Genomic DNA, 18,682 nt, shown 5'->3' on the forward strand with positions numbered 1-18,682 from the left:
GAGATCGCGTCGGCTACCGCGGCCCGGGCTCGGCCGGCGGCCAGAGCCGTCGTCCAGGTCGTGAGCCCACCCGGGTCCGGCGCTCGCCCGAAGAGGTCGTCATAGACCGAGATCACGTAGTTCTCGATCGCCGGATCGGGCGCGGCCATGGCCGGCCCGGGCGCAACGGCGAGCAGAAGACCACCGACGACGAGCGTGATGGCCGGGCGGACGATCCGCACGTGAAACCCCCTGTGAGTCCTGGCTGCCCCCGAATCTAGGACACAGAGCCTGCGGGCGTGCGCTGTTTCGTGGCGTGCACCGCACCGCCACGGGGGACCCGGTGCCAGCGAGCGTCGGTTCGTCACTCCGTCGCCCGCGCCATGCACCTGTGCGGCCGGGGGCACGGCGTCCCGCCCGAGCGCACCCGGTCGGAGAACCCGCCCCCTCAGGCGCGGGTGACGAGCCAGAGCACGCTCGTGCCGCGCTCGGCGGTCACCTCGACGCTCAGCCCTGGCAGCTCGGCGGCGGCGGACGCCAGGGCGCCCACCGTCGCCGGGAGCTGCTCGTCGCGGTGCAGCAGGTGCCCGGTGAGCAGGCCTCGGGTGTGCTTGGCCTCGTGCGAGACGACGGTCCGCCGCCCGTCGCGCTCCCGCATCACCCGCACGGCGACCCGGTGGGCGCCGACGGGGGGCGTCCAGGCCGCCTGGTAGGCGGCGGAGCGGCAGTCGACCACGAGGCCGCCGTCTGCCACCGTGTCGAGCTCCGCCGCCAGCGGCCGTCGCCAGTACGCGGCGAGCGGGCCGACGCCGGGCAGGTCCGTGCCCATGGACAACCGGTAGGCCGGCACACGGTCGCGCGGCGCGAGCACGCCCCACAGGGCCGAGACGGTCCGCACCGAGCGCTGCGCCCGGCGCAGGGCCGTGCCGTGCAGGTCGGCGAACCCGGCCGCGGCGTAGAGCACCCCGGTGTAGACCGAGCGCGCCTCGGCAGTGGGGGAGCGGAGCAGAGCGAGGTTGCGGCTGACGTCGCCGGCGGCCCGGGCGCCGACCCCGAGCACGGCCGCGGCGTCGGGCCGGGCGCTGGCGCGGACCAGCGCATCGAGCACGGTCCGGCGGCTCGCGGTCAGCCCTGGATGGCTCAGCACCGCCAGGTCGAGCGGTCCACCGGAGGTGGGTGCCGTCTTGCCCTCGGAGGGCGGCAGCAGCAGGAGCACGCCCCGACTCTAGGGCGACGGTGCCCGCGCCGCGGCCGTCGGCCAGGGGGACTACCCTGGTCGAACGGATGAGTCGGCCAGGCGGTCGCGTCGGGGGTGGGCAACCACACCCGCCGAGGAACGTCCGGGCTCCGTAGAGCAAGGTGGTGGGTAACACCCACCCGGGGTGACCCGCGGGACAGTGCCACAGAGAACAGACCGCCGCGACGGTCCGGACCTGGTCCGGGACGGCGCGGTAAGGGTGAAACGGTGGTGTAAGAGACCACCAGCGCACCGGGCGACCGGTGCGGCTCGGTAAACCCCACCTGGAGCAAGACCAGACAGGGAGCGTTCGAGGGCTGCTCGCCCGAGCTCCCGGGTAGGTCGCTGGAGGCGTGCGGCAACGTACGTCGTAGAGGGATGGCCGCCACCCGCGCGGGGGCAACCGCGCGCGGGGACAGAACCCGGCGTACCGGCCGACTCATCCGCCCTCACCCGGCACCCGGCACACCGGCACCCGGGCGACGCTGCGGCTCAGGTGCCACCCTCGATGGCGATCCGGATCGCCTCGAGCCACGCTGTGTCCGGGTCGAGGTAGCCCCCGCCGCGCGGGGTCGCCCTACCCTCGGCGTCGACCCGGTAGACGATCGGCTGCGCCGTCGGAAGGTTGAGGTCCTCGAGCTCGGCGTCGTCGAGGTCGTCCACCACGGCGCACAGCGCGCGCAGCGAGTTGCCGTGCCCGATGACCAGCACGGTGGCACCGTGCCGCAGCTCGGGCAGCAGACGGCCCGGCCACAGCGGGCGCACGCGGCGCACGACGTCGTCCAGCGACTCACCGCTGCCGGGCAGGCCGGCGGTCTGCGGGTCGGTCGGGTCCTCGTCGACGTGGACCAGGCCGAGCCCGGCGCGCTGGTCCGGCGCGAGCCCGGGCGGCCGACCGTGCCGCGTGCGCCGCCAGTCGAAGTACACCTCGGGCCCGAACCGCGCCCTGACCTCCGTCTTGGGCATGCCCATGAGCAGGCCGTAGTCGCGCTCGTTGAGGCGCCAGGTCTCGACCACCGGCGGTGCGGGACGCTCCCGGGCCAGGACGGGCAGCATCGCCGACGCGGTGCGCCTGGCCCGGAGCATGCGCGAGGTGAGCACGAGGTCGGGGAGGAGCCCGGCGTCGACGAGGGCCTCCGCAGCGCGGCGGGACTGCTCGAGGCCGCGCTCCGACAGGTCCACGTCGCGCGAGCCGGTGAACGTCCCCGCGGCGTTGGCGGTGGACTCGCCGTGGCGCAGCAGGACGAGGCTGCCCGAGCCCGCCATGACGCCCACCGCCCTTCCCCGCCCGTCCAGCCTGCCACGCGTCCGGACGCGCCGCGGGGACCTTCAGCGCCCTCGCTGGGCATGATGCGCCTCGGCCTGCTCGGGGTCCGCGAGGCGCGGGTCGTCCGGGTGGGTCCCGGAGGCCAGTGCGTCGAGGTAGGCGCGGTCGGCCACGAGCCGCGCCCGCAGCCCCGAGGCGTCGCAGACCGTGCCGTGCCCGGGTACGAGGACGCGCACGTCCGCACACGCGGCGGCGAGGACGTCGAGGCCGCTGCGGTAGTCGCCCAGCGGGTGGTCGGCCTCTGCGGGGTCCGCCAGCAGCGGGATCTCCCGGTCGGACAGCGCGTCCCCCGCGAGCAGCACGCCGGCGCCCGGCAGCAGCAGTGCGGCGCTGCCGGCGCAGTGTCCCGGGTAGGGCACGACGACGGCGCGGGGCCCGTCCCAGGGCAGGTCGCCCGCGTCGACGGGCGTCAGCCGGCCCGTGAGCGCGTGGTCGTGCCCCGGCGCGACGGCGTCCGCGTCGGCGACCAGTGCCTCGTGGGTCCGCGCTGCCACCTCGACGGCACGTGCGGTCGCCCAGCGCGGGACGTCCCCGAGGGCGGTGCTCCAGAGCACGTGGTCCCAGTGCGGGTGGGTGGCGAAGCCGGCCACGACCCGCCAGCCGTGCGCCGCCACCTCCGCGGCGAGCCCCGTCAGCTCGGCGGGCGTGACATTGGGGTCGACGACGAGGCACGTGCCGTCGTCTGCCACGACGAGCGTCGTCACCGAGGACCAGGTCCCTGCGGTCGCGGTCCACACCCCGGGCGCCACGCGGACCAGGCGGCACGCGTGCGGCCTCGGGGCGGTGCCGGCCGAAGGACCAGCCGTCCCCACGGAAGGCCCGGCGGTCCCGCCCGCCGGGGCTTCGGCGTGGGTGTCGGACGCCGGGGCCCGGCGCAGGACCACGCCGGTCTCCAGGTCGAGCTCCCACTCGGGGTCGGCGTCGCCGGGCTGGACCAGGTCGTGGCGCTGCCGCTCGGACTCCTCGTGCAGGTGGCGCACGCTGGGTGCCAGTCCCGCGACCAGCTCACCGAACGCTCCGGCACCACCGCCCGAGGTCGGCCGCGGGGTGCGGCGCCGCACCCCGCGGTCCGACCGGCCGAAGCGGGCGACGAGCCGGTCGACGACGACGAGCAGCGCGACACCCGCCAGCACGGCCCAGACCCAGCCCGGCATGCCTGTCCCGTCCGCGCCGACGTGTCCGCGTCAGTCCAGGACCGTGCCCCGGGCGGCCAGCGCGGCGGCCCCGACGATCCCGGCCGCGTTGCGCAGCTCGGCAGGGACGATCGGCGTGCGCAGGTCGAGCAGCGGGAGGAACTTCTCGTGCTTCTTGCTCACGCCGCCGCCCACGACGATGAGGTCGGGCCAGAAGAGGTCCTCGACGACCCGGAAGTACGTCTGCAGGCGCTCGGCCCAGCGCTCCCAGGACAGCGCGTCGCGCTCGCGCGCGCTGTCCGCCGCGCGGCTCTCGGCGTCGTGCCCGTCGACCTGGAGGTGACCGAGCTCCGTGTTGGGCACCAGCACGCCGTCGACCACGAGGCACGAGCCGATCCCGGTGCCGAGGGTCACGACGAGCACCACCCCCGCGACCCCACGCGCGGCGCCGTACAGCGTCTCGGCGTAGCCGGCCGCGTCGGCGTCGTTGACCGCCAGCACGTGCCGACCCGTTGCCTGCGCGACGACGGCAGCGACGTCCGTGCCGATCCACGAGTCGTCGACGTTGGCTGCGCTGCGGGCCACGCCGTGCTGGATGACGGCAGGGAAGGTGACGCCGACCGGGAGGTCGTGCGGCAGGTCGAACGAGTCGACGAGCTCGGCGACCGTCGCGGCGACGGCCCGCGGGGTGGACGGCTGCGGGGTCGGGATGCGCACGCGGTCGCTGCTGAACGCCCCCGTCCGCAGGTCGACGGGGGCACCCTTGATGCCGCTGCCGCCGATGTCGATGCCGAAGGCGGCCGTGGGGTGGTGGGGGGCGTGCGCGGTGGTGGTCATGGCAGGGTCAGGATCTCCGCTCCGGTCTCGGTCACGACGAGGGTGTGCTCGAACTGCGCGCTGCGGCGACGATCGGCGGTGACGACGGTCCAGCCGTCGTCCCACATCGTCCAGTCCGGGGTGCCGAGGTTGAGCATCGGCTCGATGGTGAAGACCATCCCCGCCTCGATGACGGTGTCGTGGTGCGGCGCCGCGTCGTAGTGCGGCACCACGAGGCCCGAGTGGAACGTCTCGCCGACCCCGTGCCCCGTGAAGTCGCGCACCACGCCGTACCCGAAGCGCGTGGCGAACTTCTCGATGACGCGGCCGATGACGTTGATCTCGCGGCCGGGCATGACGGCCCTGATGCCGCGCATCATCGCCTCGTGCGTGCGCTCGACGAGCAGCCGCGACTCCTCGTCGACGTCCCCGACGAGGAACGTCGCGTTGGTGTCGCCGTGCATCTGCTCGATGTAGGCCGTGAGGTCGACGTTGACGATGTCACCGTCGCGCAGGACCGTCGAGTCGGGGACGCCGTGGCAGATGACCTCGTTCACCGAGGTGCACAGGGACTTGAGGAACGGTGCCTGGCGCGGGTGCGGCTGGTAGCGCAGGGTCGAGGGGTAGGCGCCGTGGTCGCACAGGAACTCGTGCCCGATCCGGTCCAGCTCGTCGGTCGTCACGCCCGGGGCCACCGCGCGGCCCACCTCGGCGAGCCCCTGGGCCGCGATCCGCGACGCCGTGCGGATGCGCTCGATCGCCTCGGCGCTCTTGACCTCCGAGCCGGTGAACGGCAGCTCGCGGTCCTTGCCCACGTACTCGGGACGCTCGACGGACGCCGGGACGGTGCGGACGGGGCTGAGGTGTCCGGGCACCAGGGTGCCCAGCGGGGCGCGCGACGTCGGCATGACTGGCAGTGTACGGAGCACGGGGGTGACGACGGCGACCGGCACGGCGCCGGTGCGCTGCCGATCGGGACGAGGAGTGACGATGGACGAGCCGGCCGGGCACGACGACGCCGCGGAGCAGTTCTGGTTCAACCCCGCCACCCGGCAGGTCGAACGCGGGCGGCAGAGCCCGTGGACCACCCGGATGGGGCCCTACCCGACGCGGGAGGCGGCCGCGCGCGCGCTGGACCTCGCGCAGGGCCGCAGCGCGGAGTGGGACGAGGCGGACCGCGCGTGGCGCGGCGAGGACTGAGCGAGCCTCAGCCCGCGTCCCCCGACCCCGCCGGGACCAGGACCACCTCGAGCACCCGGTGGTCCGTCCCGGCCGGCGGGTCGAGCACGGCGACCCGCAGCACGGCCCACGCCTCTGGGTCGGCGAGGACGTGGTCGATGGGCGTGCCCAGCACGCGGGGCAGCGTTGCCGGCCAGGTGCCGAGCCCGGCGGCGCCGGCGACCTGGGCGGCGTCCACGCAGCCGGAGGCGCCCAGCGCGTCGAACGCCGGGTGGTCCAGCGAGCTGTTGAGGTCCCCGGCGACGATCGCGCCAGGGCTCGCGCCGCAGCCGGCCACCACCGCGGGCCCCTCGGTGCGCCAGGCCGACATCCAGCCCGGCACGGGCGCGACCGTGTGCACCGCCGTGATCGCGGGCCCGCCGCCGGTGGTGGGCACGGCGGTGAAGCCCGCGCGCAGCGTCGGCAGGTCGGCCGCCCAGCGGTACTCGCCGAGGCTCCGGTCCACGAGCAGGGCCGTCGCACCCGTCACGTCGGCGCCCGCGGCCACCCGCCCCAGGGCCTGCAGGTCCCGGCCGTCCGCCGTGGCGAGCCGCACGACCTCCGCTGCCGTCTCCGGCCAGGTCTCCGGCAGCGCCACGACGTCGGCCCCGCGCTCGGCCACGAGCCCGGCGAGGTCGCGGGCCGAGACGCCGCCCTGGGTGTTCGCGACGAGCACCACGACGGACCCCTCGGGCCGCTGCGCCGCCGTGAGCGCTGCCGGCTCGGCGCCGGTGAGGCCGCGGTCGGCCAGGACGGCCACCTGGACGCCGGCCGCGAGCACGAGCACCGCTGCGGGGATCGCGAGGTGTCGTCGCCACGGTCCCGCGACGAGCACGACCGCCACCGTGAGCAGGCCCACCGCCACGAGCCCCCGCAGGGCCACGAGGTGGGCGACCACCGACCACCCGTGCACGCCGAGCAGCCGGGGGGCGCTCAGGGCGACGAGGAGGAGCGCGAGGACGAGCCCGCAGACGAGCAGGGCCAGGGTCGACACAGCGCCGCCGGGACGGCCGACGACCCGGGGGCTCACTCCGCGAAGCTGTGCTCTGGTCCGGGGAACTCCCCGGATCGCACCTCGTCGTTGTAGGCGCTCGCGGCGTCGATGAGCGCGGTGCGCAGCTGGCCGTAGCGCTTGGCGAACCGCGGCGACCAGTCGCCCAGCCCGGCCATGTCCGGCCAGACGAGCACCTGCCCGTCGCAGTGCGGGCCCGCGCCGATGCCGATGGTCGGCACGGCGAGGATCTCGGTGACCCGGGCCGCGAGCGGGGCGGGGACCATCTCGAGCACGATCGCGAAGGCGCCGGCCTCCTGCAGCGCGAGCGCGTCGGCGCACAACGCCTCGGCGGCCTCCTCGCCGCGACCCTGGACGCGCTTGCCGCCGAGCACGTTCTCCGACTGCGGGGTGAAGCCGAGGTGGCCCATGACGGGGATGCCCGTCGAGGTCAGCAGGTGGACGTGCTCGGCCACCCGCCGGCCGCCCTCGAACTTCACGGCGTGCGCGCCGGACTCCTTGAGCATGCGCACCGACGACGCGTGCGCGATGAGCGGCGACGCCTCGTAGGAGCCGAACGGCAGGTCCGCCACCACGAGCGCACGGTGGACGGCACCGGCGACGGCCCTGGCGTGGTGGATCATCTCGTCGAGCGTGATGGGCAGCGTGTCGCGGTGGCCGTAGAACGTGTTGGCCAGCGAGTCGCCCACGAGCAGCACGTCGGTGCCCACCTCGTCGAAGATCTGCGCCGTGAGGGCGTCGTAGGCCGTGAGCATCGTGATCCGCTCGCCGCGCTCCTTGGCCTCGCGCAGGTGGTGCACCCGCACGCGCTTGGGCGTCGCTGCGGGTGGGGTGGTGCTGGTCATGTCGTCCCCTTCGGCTCACGCCACCGGCTCGTCACGGGAAGCCTACGGTCCCGCCCGAAGGCGAGCGCGGAGACCTTGGTTCCCGGCGGGTACTGGCGCCGCTTCCACTCGGCGCGGTCCACCAGCGCCAGGACCTTGTCGACCACCGCGGCGTCGAAGCCGCGGGCGAGCAGCTCCTCGCGGCCCTCGGCGTGCTCGACGTAGGCGTCGAGCACCACGTCGAGCAGGTGGTACTCCGGCAGCGAGTCGGTGTCCACCTGCCCGGGCCGCAGCTCGGCGGACGGCGGCTTGGTGATCGATGCCTCGGGGATGGGCGGCACCTCGCCGGCGTCCAGCGCCGCCTGGTTGCGCCACCGCGCGAGCGCCCAGACGCGCGACTTGTCGACGTCCTTGATGGGGGCGAACCCGCCGACGGCGTCGCCGTAGATGGTCGAGTAGCCCACGGCGAGCTCGGACTTGTTGCCGGTGGCGAGCACGAGGTGGCCCTCGACGTTGGAGATCCCCATGAGGATGACGCCGCGCACGCGCGCCTGGAGGTTCTCCCCGGCGATCCCCGGCAGGTCCATCTCGCCCTCGAACGCGTCGACCATCGGGCCGATCGGCTGGACCCGGTAGTCCGCGCCGATCCGCCGCGCGAGGTCCGCGGCGTCGTCGCGCGAGTGGTCCGACGAGTGCCGCGACGGCATCGACACGCCGACGACGCTGGTCCCGCCGAGCGCGTCGGCCGAGATCGCGGCCACGAGGGCCGAGTCGATCCCGCCGGACAGGCCGAGCACCACCGAGGTGAAGCCGTTCTTCGTCGCGTAGCCGCGCAGGCCGGTGACCAGGGCCGCGTAGACCTCGGCGTCCGGGTCCATCGCGGGGGCGAGCACGCCGGGCGACGCGGCGACGCCGTCGTCGGGCAGGTCCCAGACGAGCAGGTGCTCGACGAACTGCGGGGCGCCGGCCAGCGCGGTGCCGTCGGCGCCCACGACGAACGAGCCGCCGTCGAACACGAGGTCGTCCTGGCCGCCGACCATGTTGACGTAGACCACCGGGGCGCCCACCTCGCGGGCCCGGCGCGCCGCGAGCTCAGCGCGCACGTGGCCCTTGCCCTCCTCGTACGGCGAGCCGTTGAGCACCACGAGCAGGTCGATCCCGGCCTCGTCCATGAGGCTGACGGGCCCGCCGTCCTGCCAGATGTCCTCGCAGATGACGAGGCCCAGCCGACGGCCATCGACCTCGACGACGCACTGGTCCTGGCCCGGGCTGAAGATCCGGAACTCGTCGAAGACGCCGTAGTTGGGCAGGTGGTGCTTGTCGTAGGTCGCGACCACGCCGCCGCGGTGCACGACGACCGCGCGGTTGGTCGCGCGGCCGGTCGCGCTGCGGCCCAGGGTGCCCAGCAGCACGACGAGCTCGCCCAGCCCGCGTTCGACCAGCGTCGCCGCGACGTGCTCGACGGTGCTGTCCGCCGCGCGGGCGAACGAGTCGCGCAGGGCCAGGTCCTCGATGGGGTAGCCAGTGACCGTCATCTCGGGGAACGCGACGACGGCCGCGCCCTGCTCGGCGGCGGCGGCGCACCACGCCAGGACGGTGGTGGCGTTGCCGGCCAGGTCACCCACGCAGGTGTCGATCTGGGCCAGCGCGATCCTCAGCGGCATGGCGCCCACCCTAGCGGCGGGGCGTGTGCGGGGCCCTCGCCCGCGTGGGGCAGGATGGGCCCATGGACAGGCAGCAGGACTTCGTTCTCCGCACGGTCGAGGAGCGGGACATCCGCTTCATCCGGCTGTGGTTTACCGACGTGCTCGGGATGCTCAAGTCGGTGGCGATCGCCCCGGCAGAGCTCGAGTCGGCCTTCTCCGAGGGCATCGGCTTCGACGGCAGCGCCATCGAGGGGCTGACCCGGGTCTACGAGGCGGACATGCTCGCCCAGCCCGACCCGTCGACCTTCCAGGTGCTGCCGTGGCGCGGGGACCGGCACGGCACGGCCCGGATGTTCTGCGACATCCTCACGCCGGACGGCCAGCCGTCCCTCGCCGACTCCCGGCACGTGCTCAAGCGCGCCCTGGAGCGGGCGAGCGAGAAGGGCTTCACCTTCTACACGCACCCCGAGGTCGAGTTCTACCTCTTCGAGTCCCCGGCCGAGCCGGACCTGCCGCTGGTCCCCGTCGACGCCGGCGGCTACTTCGACCACGTGCCGCGCGGCACGGGTCACGACTTCCGCCGTGCGGCGATCACCATGCTCGAGTCGATGGGCATCTCGGTCGAGTTCTCCCACCACGAGGCCGGCCCGGGCCAGAACGAGATCGACCTGCGCTACGCCGACGCCCTGACGACGGCGGACAACATCATGACCTTCCGCACGGTGGTCAAGGAGGTGGCGCTGGAGCAGGGGCTGTTCGCGTCCTTCATGCCCAAGCCGCTCGCGGAGCACCCCGGCTCGGGCATGCACACCCACCTGTCGCTCTTCGAGGGCGACCGCAACGCGTTCTACGAGCCCGGCGCCCCCATGGAGCTGTCCACCACGGCGCGCCAGTTCATCGCGGGCCTGCTGCGGCACGCCGCGGAGATCACGGCGATCACCAACCAGTACGTCAACTCCTACAAGCGGCTGTGGGGCGGGGCCGAGGCGCCGTCGTACGTCTGCTGGGGGCACAACAACCGCTCGGCCCTCGTGCGCGTGCCGATGTACAAGCCGGGCAAGGGCAACTCCAGCCGGGTCGAGTACCGCGGGGTCGACTCCGCCACCAACCCGTACCTCGCGTACGCGCTGCTGCTGGCCGCCGGCCTCAAGGGCATCGAGGAGGGCTACGAGCTGCCGGACGGCGCCGAGGACGACGTCTGGGAGCTCACCGACGCCGAGCGCCGCTCGCTGGGCATCCAGCCGCTCCCGTCCTCGCTCGAGCAGGCCATCGAGATCATGGAGCGGTCAGAGCTCGTCGCCGAGACCCTCGGTGAGCACGTGTTCGACTTCGTCCTGCGCAACAAGCGTGCGGAGTGGGCCGCGTACCGCTCGCAGGTCACGCCGTTCGAGCTGAAGCGGTACCTGCCGGTCCTGTGAGCAGCGAGTCGGGGGCGCCGGACGCGAGGGCACGCCGGGCCACGACCCTGCGGTCCACCCTGACCCGGCTGGGCTTCACCGATGCCGAGCGCTCCATCGACGTCCTCGCGGACCGCGACCTGTTCGCGCTGCTGGGGCCGTTCGCGGAGTCCGCCCCGCTGCTCGCCGCGCTGGGCGCGGTCGCGGCGCCGGACGACGCGCTGGCGGCCCTCAGCCGGCTCGCGACGGCCGTCATCGGCACGCCGCACGCCGACGTGCTCACCCGCGCTGCCCTGGCGGCCGGCGAGCCCCGCGACCGGCTGCTCGCCGTGCTCGGTGCCTCGACGGCCCTCGCCGACCACCTGTGCCGCCACCCCGAGGACCTCGCCGCCCTGGCCGAGCCGTCGCCGATCGGCGCGGACGCCAGGACCGTGCGCGGCGAGCTGCTCGCCGCCGTGGGCGCGGATGCGGCGGCGACGGCACCGGTCGCGACCGTCACCGGTGCGGACGGCATCGACGCGATGCGGCGCGCCTACCGGCGCCGGCTGCTGCGGGTCGCCGCGGTGGACCTCGACTCCGACGAGCCGCTGTCGCTGCTGCCCGCCGTCGGGGCCGCGCTGGCGGACCTCGCCGCGGCCGCGCTCGAGTCGGGCCTCGCCCTGGCCCGAGCCGACCAGGTGGACCACGGTCTCGGGGTCCGCATGGCGGTGCTCGGGATGGGCAAGTGCGGCGGCCGAGAGCTCAACTACGTCAGCGACGTCGACGTCATCTACGTCGCCGAGCCGGCGGACGGCGTCGAGGAGCAGGCCGCGCTGGCGTGCGCCACGCGCCTGGCCACGGGCATGGCCAGGGCGTGCTCCGCGACGTCGGGCGAGCCGGCGCTCTGGCCGGTCGACGCAGCGTTGCGCCCCGAGGGCAAGAGCGGCCCGCTCGTGCGCACCGTGGCGAGCCACGTCTCGTACTACGAGCGCTGGGCCAAGACCTGGGAGTTCCAGGCGCTGCTCAAGGCCCGCGTCGTCGCCGGCGACCACGCGGTCGGGGCCGCGTACCTCGACGCGCTCTCGCCGATGGTCTGGACGGCCGTCGAGCGGGAGAACTTCGTCGAGGACTCCCAGGCGATGCGTCGCCGCGTCGAGGAGCACGTCCCCGCGGCCGAGGCGGGGCGCCAGCTCAAGCTCGGCGTCGGCGGGCTGCGCGACGTCGAGTTCACCGTCCAGCTGCTCCAGCTGGTGCACGGTCGCTCGGACGAGTCGATCCGCAGCCCGAACACGCTGACCGCGCTGGCCGCGCTCGCCGCCGGCGGCTACGTCGGTCGGGACCACGCCGGGCGGCTGGCCGTGTGCTATCGGCTGCTGCGCGTGCTCGAGCACCGGATCCAGCTCCACCGGCTGCTCCGCACGCACCTCATGCCCACCACCGAGCCGGAGCTGCGGCGCCTCGCGCGCTCCTCCGGCCTGCGGCCGGGCACGGCACAGGAGGTCACCGAGCGCTGGCGCACCGTGCGCCGTGACGTCCGCCACCTGCACGAGGAGCTCTTCTACCGGCCGCTGCTGCCGGCCACCGCGAGCCTGTCGCGCGAGGAGGTCGCGCTGGCGCCGGAGGCCGCGCGGGCGCGACTGGCGGCCATCGGCTACCGCGACCCGGCCGGGTCGATGCGGCACATCGTGGCGCTCACCGAGGGGGTCAGCCGCCGGGCCGCGATCCAGCGTCAGCTGCTGCCGGTGCTGCTGGGCTGGTTCGCCGAGGGCACCGACCCGGACGCCGGCCTGCTGGCCTTCCGGCGGCTCTCGGACGAGCTCGGCGCGACGCACTGGTACCTCAAGCTGCTCCGCGACTCGGGGGTGGCCGCACGGCGGCTGGCCCAGCTGCTCTCGACCTCGCGGTACGTCGCCGACGCGCTGGCCCGCTCCACCGAGTCCGTGACCTGGCTCGACGACGACGACGAGCTCGTCCCGCGCGATCGCGCCCGGCTCGACGTCGAGGCCGACGCCCTGCTGACCCGGCGCGACGACGCCGTCCTGGCCGCCACGGTGCTGCGCGCGCTGCGCCGCCGCGAGACGGCGCGCACGGCGGTCGCCGAGGTGCTCGGCACGAGCACCGTCACGGCGGCCTCCGGATCGCTGACCGCCGCTGCGGAGGTGCTGCTGGCCGGTGGGCTGCGGATCGCTGAGTACGAGGCGCGGCACGGCGTCCACGGCACGCTGACACGGATGTCCGTCGTCGCGATGGGCCGGTTGGGCGGGCGCGAGCTCGGCTACGGCTCCGACGCGGACGTGCTCTTCGTGCACGAGCCGCTGCCGGGTGTCGACGAGGCCGTGGCCCAGGCGCAGGCCGTAGCGATCGCAGCCCGCGTGCGCTCGCTGCTGGGCGACGTCGGCTCCGAGCCGTCGCTCGAGGTCGATGCCGATCTGCGCCCCGAGGGCCGCAACGGCCCGCTGGTCCGCACCCTGGCGTCGTACGGCGAGTACTACCAGAGGTGGTCGGCGCCGTGGGAGAGCCAGGCGCTGCTGCGGGCGCGACCGGTCGCGGGCGACGCGGGGCTGGGCGCGCGGTTCGTCGCACTCGTCGACCCGCTGCGCTACCCGGCCGGCGGCGCCGAGGCGCACGTGGTCCGCGAGGTGCGCCGGCTCAAGGCGCGGATGGAGGCCGAGCGGCTGCCGCGCGGCGTCGACCCGTCCCGGCACCTCAAGCTGGGTCGGGGCGGGCTGTCCGACGTGGAGTGGACCGCCCAGCTGCTCCAGCTCCAGCACGGCTTCGAGGTCGAGGGCCTGCGGACCACGTCCACCCTGGGCGCGCTCGCGGCGGCCCGCGACGCCGGCCTGCTCGACGAGGCGGACGAGGAGACCCTGCGCGAGGCATGGGTGCTGGCCTCGCGGCTGAGGGACGCGCTGGTGCTCTGGACCGGACGGGTGGGCGGCGCGGGGGCGGACGTGCTGCCCCACGACCGCATCGCGCTCGCGGGTCTCGCCCGTCTCGTCGGCCTGCCGCCGGGCTCAGCCGGTGAGCTCGAGGAGGCCTACCTGCGGTCCGGGCGGCGTGCCCGCGCGGTCGTGGAGCGTGTCTTCTACGCCTGAGGGCGCAGGCCCAGCCGCCGGCCCTCGATCGCGGGGCACGCGCTGGTGACCAGTGTCACACCGGCCGCCCGGGCGCGCGCCTCCGCGGCGCCGTCGTGCACCCCCAGCTGGAGCCAGATGGCGGGGACGCCGAGCGCGACCGCCTCGTCGATCACCGCGCCGGCGAGCGAGGAGTTGACGAACACATCGACCACGTCGATGCGCCCGGGCACCTGCGCGAGCGTCCGGTGGCCCGGCGCGCCGTGCACGGTGGCGGCGGACGGGTGCACGGGGACGATCTCGTGGCCGAGGTCCTGCAGGTAGGCGGCCACCCCGTAGGCGGCGCGCGCGGTGTTGGTCGACAGCCCGACGACGGCCCACCGGCCGGGGGTGCGCAGCAGGCGTTCGACAGGGGGCATCGCGGTGCTCACGGGTCCAGCGAACCACAGGCGCGCCCCCCGCCGCTGCCCGCCGCGGACTCGTGCGTCTCTCGGTCGAGTGGCGACCGGGAACCGCAGGACGCCGGGTGGGGAGGGGGAGCGGGGCTCAGGGGGTCAGCGCTGGGCCCTGACGTAGTACTCCTCGCTCGCGACGATGCCGCCGATGATGGCCTCCGTGCGCGTCCCGGCCTGGATCGCCGCGACCCAGGACTGTCGCCCCGACGGGTCGAGGTCGCGGCCCAGGAGGTGCAGGTAGTAGCCGTTGACGACCGTCGCGAGCCGCTCGGTCGAGAGGAGGAAGCCCATGGCGACGGAGCCTCGGTCATGGCCGGCCGCCAGGTGCTCGAGCCAGCCGAGGACCTCGCCGTCTGCTGCCTCGCGCTGCAGCACGTGCCGGTACAGCTGCCGCACCCAGGCGTCGTCCGTCCCTCCCGACTGGTCGTAGTACTCCTGGGAGGCCAGGAAGCCGGCTTCCATCCGCTGGATCGTCATCCCCTCGTTCATCGCCGCGAGCCAGAAGCCGCTGCCACCTGCCTCGGGCTCGCGGCCGAGGAACTCGACGTAGGAGCCGCGGATCAGCCCGCTGCGGTACTCAGCCGACGCGGTGATGGAGTTCGCGACGGCACCCCGGGGGGTGCCCGCGGTGAGGGCGAGCGTCCAGGAGGTCAGGCCGGCCGGGTCGGGCTCGCGGGCGAAGAGGTCCCGGTAGACCGCCGAGACGTAGGAGCGGGTGATCGCGGCCGTCGGCAGCGCGACCCCCGTCCACCACGAGGAGCGCTGATAGGCGCCGGCCCAGCTGAGCGAGACGTGCACGTGGTCGGTGTGGGGGACGGGGCCCGTGTAGGGCCGCCAGGCCGCGCTCGCGCTGGAGTTGCTCCAGATCTGCCTGTTCCAGATGACGTGCATCACGCCGAGCCGGCGCGCGTTGTAGCCCACCTTGCCGTCCGGTCCGGGCGCCGTCAGCCACAGCACGAAGCTGTCGGCGGCCGCCTTCTCGGCGGGGTTGTCGACGCTCAGCGCCCAGTCGAGCGCGCGACCCTCCTTGTGCTCGCTCGTGCCGCCGACGGAGCACGCCCGGGTGATCCCCGAGCTGCGGCCGACCCCGTAGTGCGCGAGCAGCAGGGTCATGAGGTACTGCGCCCCGGGCTTGACGGTCGGGTCGCAGGTCGACTGGGGCTGATAGGTGGCGTAGGCGTCGACCGGGTCGGGCGCCGGCGCCGGGGCGGTGGGCCCCGGGGGCGGCTCAGCGGCAAGGGCCGAGCCCGTGCCCGCTCCGAGCAGGGCGAGAGCGAGTGCGAGGGCGGCCCACCCCAGGGACCGGTGGCGCGCGCGGGTCGACGGGTGCATGGGGCTCCGAGCTCGGGACGGCGACGGACGGGGGTCAGCTGATCCCTCACCATCGGCAGCGGAGCGTGACACCTGAAGGCCTCGCCGTCGCTCGGTACCGTCCGGTGACGTGGAAGGTCCGGCACGGAACCCGTGCCGGACCTTCCACATCACGTCCCCGCGGCGCTCAGGGCGCCGGTGGGATCAGCAGTCGTAGTAGAGCTCGAACTCGTGCGGGTGCGGGCGCAGCCGGATCGGGTCGATCTCGTTGGCGCGCTTGAACTCGATCCACGTCTCGATGAGGTCGGGCGTGAAGACGTTGCCCTCGGTGAGGTAGTCGTGGTCGGCCTCGAGCGCGTCGAGCACCTCGCCGAGCGAGCCCGGGACCTGCTGGATCGAGGCGTGCTCCTCGGGGGGCAGCTCGTACAGGTCCTTGTCGACCGGCTCCGGCGGCTCGATCTTGTTCTTGATGCCGTCGAGGCCGGCCATGAGCATGGCCGCGAACGCCAGGTACGGGTTGGACGACGGGTCGGGCACGCGGAACTCGATGCGCTTGGCCTTGGGGTTGGACCCCGTGACGGGCACGCGGATGCAGGCGGAGCGGTTGCGGGCCGAGTAGACGAGGTTGACCGGCGCCTCGAAGCCCGGGACCAGGCGGTGGTAGCTGTTCACGGTCGGGTTGGTGAACGCGAGCAGCGACGGTGCGTGGTGCAGGAGGCCACCGATGTACCAGCGGGCCATGTCGGAAAGGCCCGCGTAGCCGGCCTCGTCGTAGAACAGCGGCTCGCCGTTCTTCCAGATCGACTGGTGCACGTGCATGCCCGAACCGTTGTCACCGAAGATCGGCTTCGGCATGAAGGTCGCGGTGCGGCCGGCGGCGTGGACGACGTTCTTCACGACGTACTTGAAGAGCATCACCTTGTCCGCGGACTTGGCGAGCGTGTCGAAGCGGTAGTTGATCTCCGCCTGGCCGGCGGTGCCGACCTCGTGGTGGGACCGCTCGACCTCGAGGCCCAGCTTGTCGAGCTCGAGGCAGATCTGGTCGCGCAGGTCGGCGAAGTGGTCGACCGGGGGGACGGGGAAGTAGCCACCCTTGTAGGGGGTCTTGTGGCCGAGGTTGCCACCGTCCTCCTTGCGCCCCGTGTTCCACGCGGCCTCGATGGAGTCGATGTGGTAGTAGCTCTCCGACTGGCTCGTGAAGAAGCGGATGTCGTCGAAGATGTAGAACTCGGCCTCGGGGGCGAAGAACGCCGTGTCGGCGATGCCGGTGGACTTGAGGTACGCCTCGGCCTTCGCGACGATCTGGCGCGGGTCGCGGCTGTAGGGCTCGTCGGTGTACGGGTCGACGATCGCCATGTTGACGTTGAGCGTCTTCTCGGTCCGGAACGGGTCGAGGTACGCCGAGGAGATGTCGGGCAGCAGCTTCATGTCCGACTCGTGGATCGCCTGGAAGCCACGGATCGAGGAGCCGTCGAACATCTGGCCCTCGTTGAAGAACGTCGCGTCGACCGTGGCGGCGGGCACGTTGAAGTGCTGCATCACGCCGGGCAGGTCGCAGAACCGGACGTCGACGAACTTGACGTCCTCTGCCTTGATGAAGGCCATGACCTCATCGGTGGAACTGAACATCCGGTGATCTCCCTCGGTAGGGCGGGTACGCACGGGTCTGTCGTCGACATCGACGCTAGGGGGCCGGGGTTTCCCCTCGGTGTACCTCGTGTTTCCGCTACGTTTCGGCCGGACGCGGGGTCTCGACCGGAAAGTTAGGCTGGGCGGATGTCACCAGGACGTGAGGACCTCGGCTCCTGGCTGGAGGGTACCCCCGGCCGGCCGGTGCCCGACGGCGTGTCCGGCGAGCAGGCGGCCGCGGGCGCGGGCGTGCGGGCCGGGGTCGGCCGGCGCGTCGCAGCGCTGGCCGTCGACTGGGTGGCGAGCCTCGCCGTGAGCGCCCTGCTGTGGCCGTCGGACGCCGGTGGCGTGCTCCCGCTGCTGGCGGGGGACTCGATGGCGACGCTCGCCGTCTTCGCGGGTTCGACCGTCGTGCTCGTCGGCCTGCTGGGGCACACGCTCGGCCATCGGCTGCTGGGTCTGCGTGTGGTCCGCCGGCCCGAGCCGTCGGTCGATCCGTCGCCCGGGGTGCTGCCGGTGGGTCCGGCCGGCAGCCCGGCCCCGGGTCTGCTCGCCGCCGCGGTGCGGACGGCCCTGCTGTGCCTGGTCATCCCCGCGGTGGTCTGGGACCGCTCGGGGCGCGGCCTGCACGACGTCGCCGCGCGGACGGCGATCGTCCGGCGCTGAGGGACCGGGTCCGCGGTCGTCGGTCCAGGGTCCTCTGTCAGCGGTCGTCCGGCCGGGGACTCAGCGCCCGCGCATGCCCTTGCGGTCGGGGCGGGCGCGCATCGGGTCGATGCCCTTGGGCACAGGCAGCCGGGGCCCGCCGAGCGCACGCAGCCGCTTGGAGATCTCGGCGACCTCCTGCTTGGTGAGCGTCGACTTGAGCTTCTGGACGGTGCGCGGCAGCTTGCGCAGCGGCACCTGTCCCTCCTCGCTGCCGGCCTGGAGCAGCGTGATGGGCACGTTGGGCAGCACGCGCGCCGTGCGCTTGCGCTCGGTGTCGAGCAGGCGCCCGATCCGCGCGGAGGGGCCCTCGCCGACGAGCACGATGCCGGCGCGGCCGATGCCGCGGAACACGAGGTCCTGGGTGCGCGGGTCGACGGCGGCCGGCTCCTCCGGGAACTCCCAGCCGCGGCGGATGGTCCGCAGGGCCGAGAGCGACGCGCCGGGCTGGCCCTCGATCTGGCGGTAGGCGGCGGTCTCGGCGCGGCGGGCCAGCAGGTACATGGCGGCCAGGGCGGCGAAGGGGAGGCCCAGGAGGATGAGGTACACGAGCTGGTCCACCAGCAGCCCGATGACCACGGCGATCGCCAGGACACCGAGGAAGGACCCGAGCAGCCACCACGTGACGGCCGGGTCGACCTTGCGGGTCATCTGGTACGCCTGCCACAGCTGGTGGTACCAGCGGACCTTCTTCACCTTGGCCGGCTTCGCGGACGGCTCGGCGGAGGATGCTGCGGCGGGGGAGTTCTGACGTGCCATGAGGCAGGAGTCTACTGGCCGACCGCGGCCCGTCCGTGCCGCGCGGCGTCGTCAGCGAGCGAGCAGGCTGCTCGCCTCCTGGCGGGCGGTGCTCTCCTGGGCGAGGTGGGCCAGCGGCGCCGGGATGGGGCGCCCGCTGCGGTGCATCGCCTGCCCCCACAGCCGCCCGGCCCGGTAGGAC

At 74.1% G+C, this 18,682-nt stretch carries 17 protein-coding genes, 1 other RNA gene and 1 pseudogene; 5 read left to right on the plus strand and 14 right to left on the minus strand.

Annotated features, from left to right (window positions below; all coding sequences use genetic code 11):
* A partial coding sequence (locus PKY62_RS07660; RefSeq protein WP_324536118.1) for a DUF4214 domain-containing protein occupies window positions 1–221 on the minus strand: 221 nt, incomplete at its 3' end.
* A gap of 206 nt (window positions 222–427) precedes the next feature.
* Window positions 428–1,195 (minus strand): YaaA family protein, encoded by a 768-nt coding sequence (locus PKY62_RS07665; protein WP_324536119.1) that lies wholly within the window; start codon window positions 1,193–1,195, stop codon window positions 428–430.
* A gap of 69 nt (window positions 1,196–1,264) precedes the next feature.
* On the opposite strand from PKY62_RS07665, the gene rnpB reads away from it, so the two are divergent.
* Window positions 1,265–1,662: RNase P RNA component class A (rnpB, locus tag PKY62_RS07670), an RNA gene on the plus strand.
* Between the two features lie 46 nt (window positions 1,663–1,708).
* On the opposite strand, the gene PKY62_RS07675 is transcribed toward rnpB, so the two are convergent.
* The 4 genes from PKY62_RS07675 to map form a co-directional block, all read right to left on the minus strand.
* Window positions 1,709–2,482, minus strand: a complete 774-nt coding sequence (locus PKY62_RS07675; protein WP_324536132.1) for a 2,3-bisphosphoglycerate-dependent phosphoglycerate mutase — start codon at window positions 2,480–2,482, stop codon at window positions 1,709–1,711.
* 63 nt (window positions 2,483–2,545) lie between these two features.
* A complete protein-coding gene (locus PKY62_RS07680; protein WP_324536120.1) occupies window positions 2,546–3,697 on the minus strand; it encodes an MBL fold metallo-hydrolase in 1,152 nt (383 codons plus the stop codon).
* Window positions 3,698–3,727: 30 nt separating this feature from the next.
* On the minus strand, window positions 3,728–4,513 hold the full coding sequence (ppgK, locus tag PKY62_RS07685) for a polyphosphate--glucose phosphotransferase (protein ID WP_324536121.1): 786 nt from the start codon (window positions 4,511–4,513) through the stop codon (window positions 3,728–3,730).
* The gene (gene map, locus PKY62_RS07690; RefSeq protein ID WP_324536122.1) at window positions 4,510–5,400 is read right to left on the minus strand and encodes a type I methionyl aminopeptidase; all 891 of its coding nucleotides are present in this window, start codon (window positions 5,398–5,400) and stop codon (window positions 4,510–4,512) included. Before map ends, ppgK begins: the two co-directional genes overlap by 4 nt.
* Window positions 5,401–5,482: 82 nt before the next feature.
* On the opposite strand from map, the gene PKY62_RS07695 reads away from it, so the two are divergent.
* The gene (locus PKY62_RS07695) at window positions 5,483–5,692 is read left to right on the plus strand and encodes an SPOR domain-containing protein (protein WP_324536123.1); all 210 of its coding nucleotides are present in this window, start codon (window positions 5,483–5,485) and stop codon (window positions 5,690–5,692) included.
* A 7-nt stretch (window positions 5,693–5,699) separates the two neighbouring features.
* Here the strand turns inward: PKY62_RS07695 and PKY62_RS07700 are convergent, their stop codons facing one another.
* Genes PKY62_RS07700 through PKY62_RS07710 form a run of 3 tightly spaced genes read right to left on the minus strand, consistent with a single transcriptional unit; the run spans window position 5,700 to window position 9,210 of the window.
* The gene (locus PKY62_RS07700; RefSeq protein ID WP_324536124.1) at window positions 5,700–6,740 is read right to left on the minus strand and encodes an endonuclease/exonuclease/phosphatase family protein; all 1,041 of its coding nucleotides are present in this window, start codon (window positions 6,738–6,740) and stop codon (window positions 5,700–5,702) included.
* The gene (panB, locus tag PKY62_RS07705) at window positions 6,737–7,567 is read right to left on the minus strand and encodes a 3-methyl-2-oxobutanoate hydroxymethyltransferase (protein WP_324536125.1); all 831 of its coding nucleotides are present in this window, start codon (window positions 7,565–7,567) and stop codon (window positions 6,737–6,739) included. Before panB ends, PKY62_RS07700 begins: the two co-directional genes overlap by 4 nt.
* Window positions 7,564–9,210, minus strand: a complete 1,647-nt coding sequence (locus PKY62_RS07710; RefSeq protein WP_324536126.1) for an NAD+ synthase — start codon at window positions 9,208–9,210, stop codon at window positions 7,564–7,566. Before PKY62_RS07710 ends, panB begins: the two co-directional genes overlap by 4 nt.
* 62 nt (window positions 9,211–9,272) lie before the next feature.
* Here PKY62_RS07710 and glnA (PKY62_RS07715) point away from each other — a divergent pair, with 62 nt between their 5' ends.
* Both glnA (PKY62_RS07715) and PKY62_RS07720 read left to right on the plus strand, forming a co-directional pair.
* Window positions 9,273–10,610, plus strand: coding sequence for a type I glutamate--ammonia ligase (gene glnA / locus PKY62_RS07715; protein WP_324536127.1), 1,338 nt, complete (start codon window positions 9,273–9,275; stop codon window positions 10,608–10,610).
* Complete coding sequence (locus tag PKY62_RS07720) at window positions 10,607–13,663, plus strand: bifunctional [glutamine synthetase] adenylyltransferase/[glutamine synthetase]-adenylyl-L-tyrosine phosphorylase (RefSeq protein ID WP_502875814.1); 3,057 nt, start codon at window positions 10,607–10,609, stop codon at window positions 13,661–13,663. The genes glnA (PKY62_RS07715) and PKY62_RS07720 overlap by 4 nt, the downstream gene beginning before the upstream one ends.
* Here PKY62_RS07720 and PKY62_RS07725 read toward each other — a convergent pair.
* The 3 genes from PKY62_RS07725 to glnA (PKY62_RS07735) all read right to left on the minus strand — a co-directional run bounded on the left by PKY62_RS07725 (window position 13,654) and on the right by glnA (PKY62_RS07735) (window position 17,037).
* A complete protein-coding gene (locus PKY62_RS07725; protein WP_324536134.1) occupies window positions 13,654–14,061 on the minus strand; it encodes a CoA-binding protein in 408 nt (135 codons plus the stop codon). The genes PKY62_RS07720 and PKY62_RS07725 overlap by 10 nt on opposite strands.
* A gap of 135 nt (window positions 14,062–14,196) precedes the next feature.
* Complete coding sequence (locus PKY62_RS07730) at window positions 14,197–15,429, minus strand: DUF4214 domain-containing protein (RefSeq protein ID WP_324536128.1); 1,233 nt, start codon at window positions 15,427–15,429, stop codon at window positions 14,197–14,199.
* A gap of 183 nt (window positions 15,430–15,612) precedes the next feature.
* Window positions 15,613–17,037 carry a type I glutamate--ammonia ligase gene (gene glnA, locus PKY62_RS07735; protein WP_324536129.1) on the minus strand — a complete coding sequence of 475 codons (1,425 nt, stop codon included), beginning with the start codon at window positions 17,035–17,037 and terminating at the stop codon, window positions 15,613–15,615.
* Between the two features lie 147 nt (window positions 17,038–17,184).
* On the opposite strand from glnA (PKY62_RS07735), the gene PKY62_RS07740 reads away from it, so the two are divergent.
* Complete coding sequence (locus tag PKY62_RS07740) at window positions 17,185–17,703, plus strand: RDD family protein (RefSeq protein ID WP_324536130.1); 519 nt, start codon at window positions 17,185–17,187, stop codon at window positions 17,701–17,703.
* A gap of 60 nt (window positions 17,704–17,763) precedes the next feature.
* On the opposite strand, the gene PKY62_RS07745 is transcribed toward PKY62_RS07740, so the two are convergent.
* The gene (locus PKY62_RS07745) at window positions 17,764–18,501 is read right to left on the minus strand and encodes a DUF4191 domain-containing protein (protein WP_324536131.1); all 738 of its coding nucleotides are present in this window, start codon (window positions 18,499–18,501) and stop codon (window positions 17,764–17,766) included.
* Window positions 18,502–18,552: 51 nt separating this feature from the next.
* Window positions 18,553–18,682: pseudogene (locus tag PKY62_RS07750) on the minus strand (lipoyl synthase); the annotation flags it as partial.

Source organism: Actinotalea sp. (assembly GCF_035443605.1).
In the GTDB taxonomy this organism is placed as follows: domain Bacteria; phylum Actinomycetota; class Actinomycetes; order Actinomycetales; family Cellulomonadaceae; genus Actinotalea.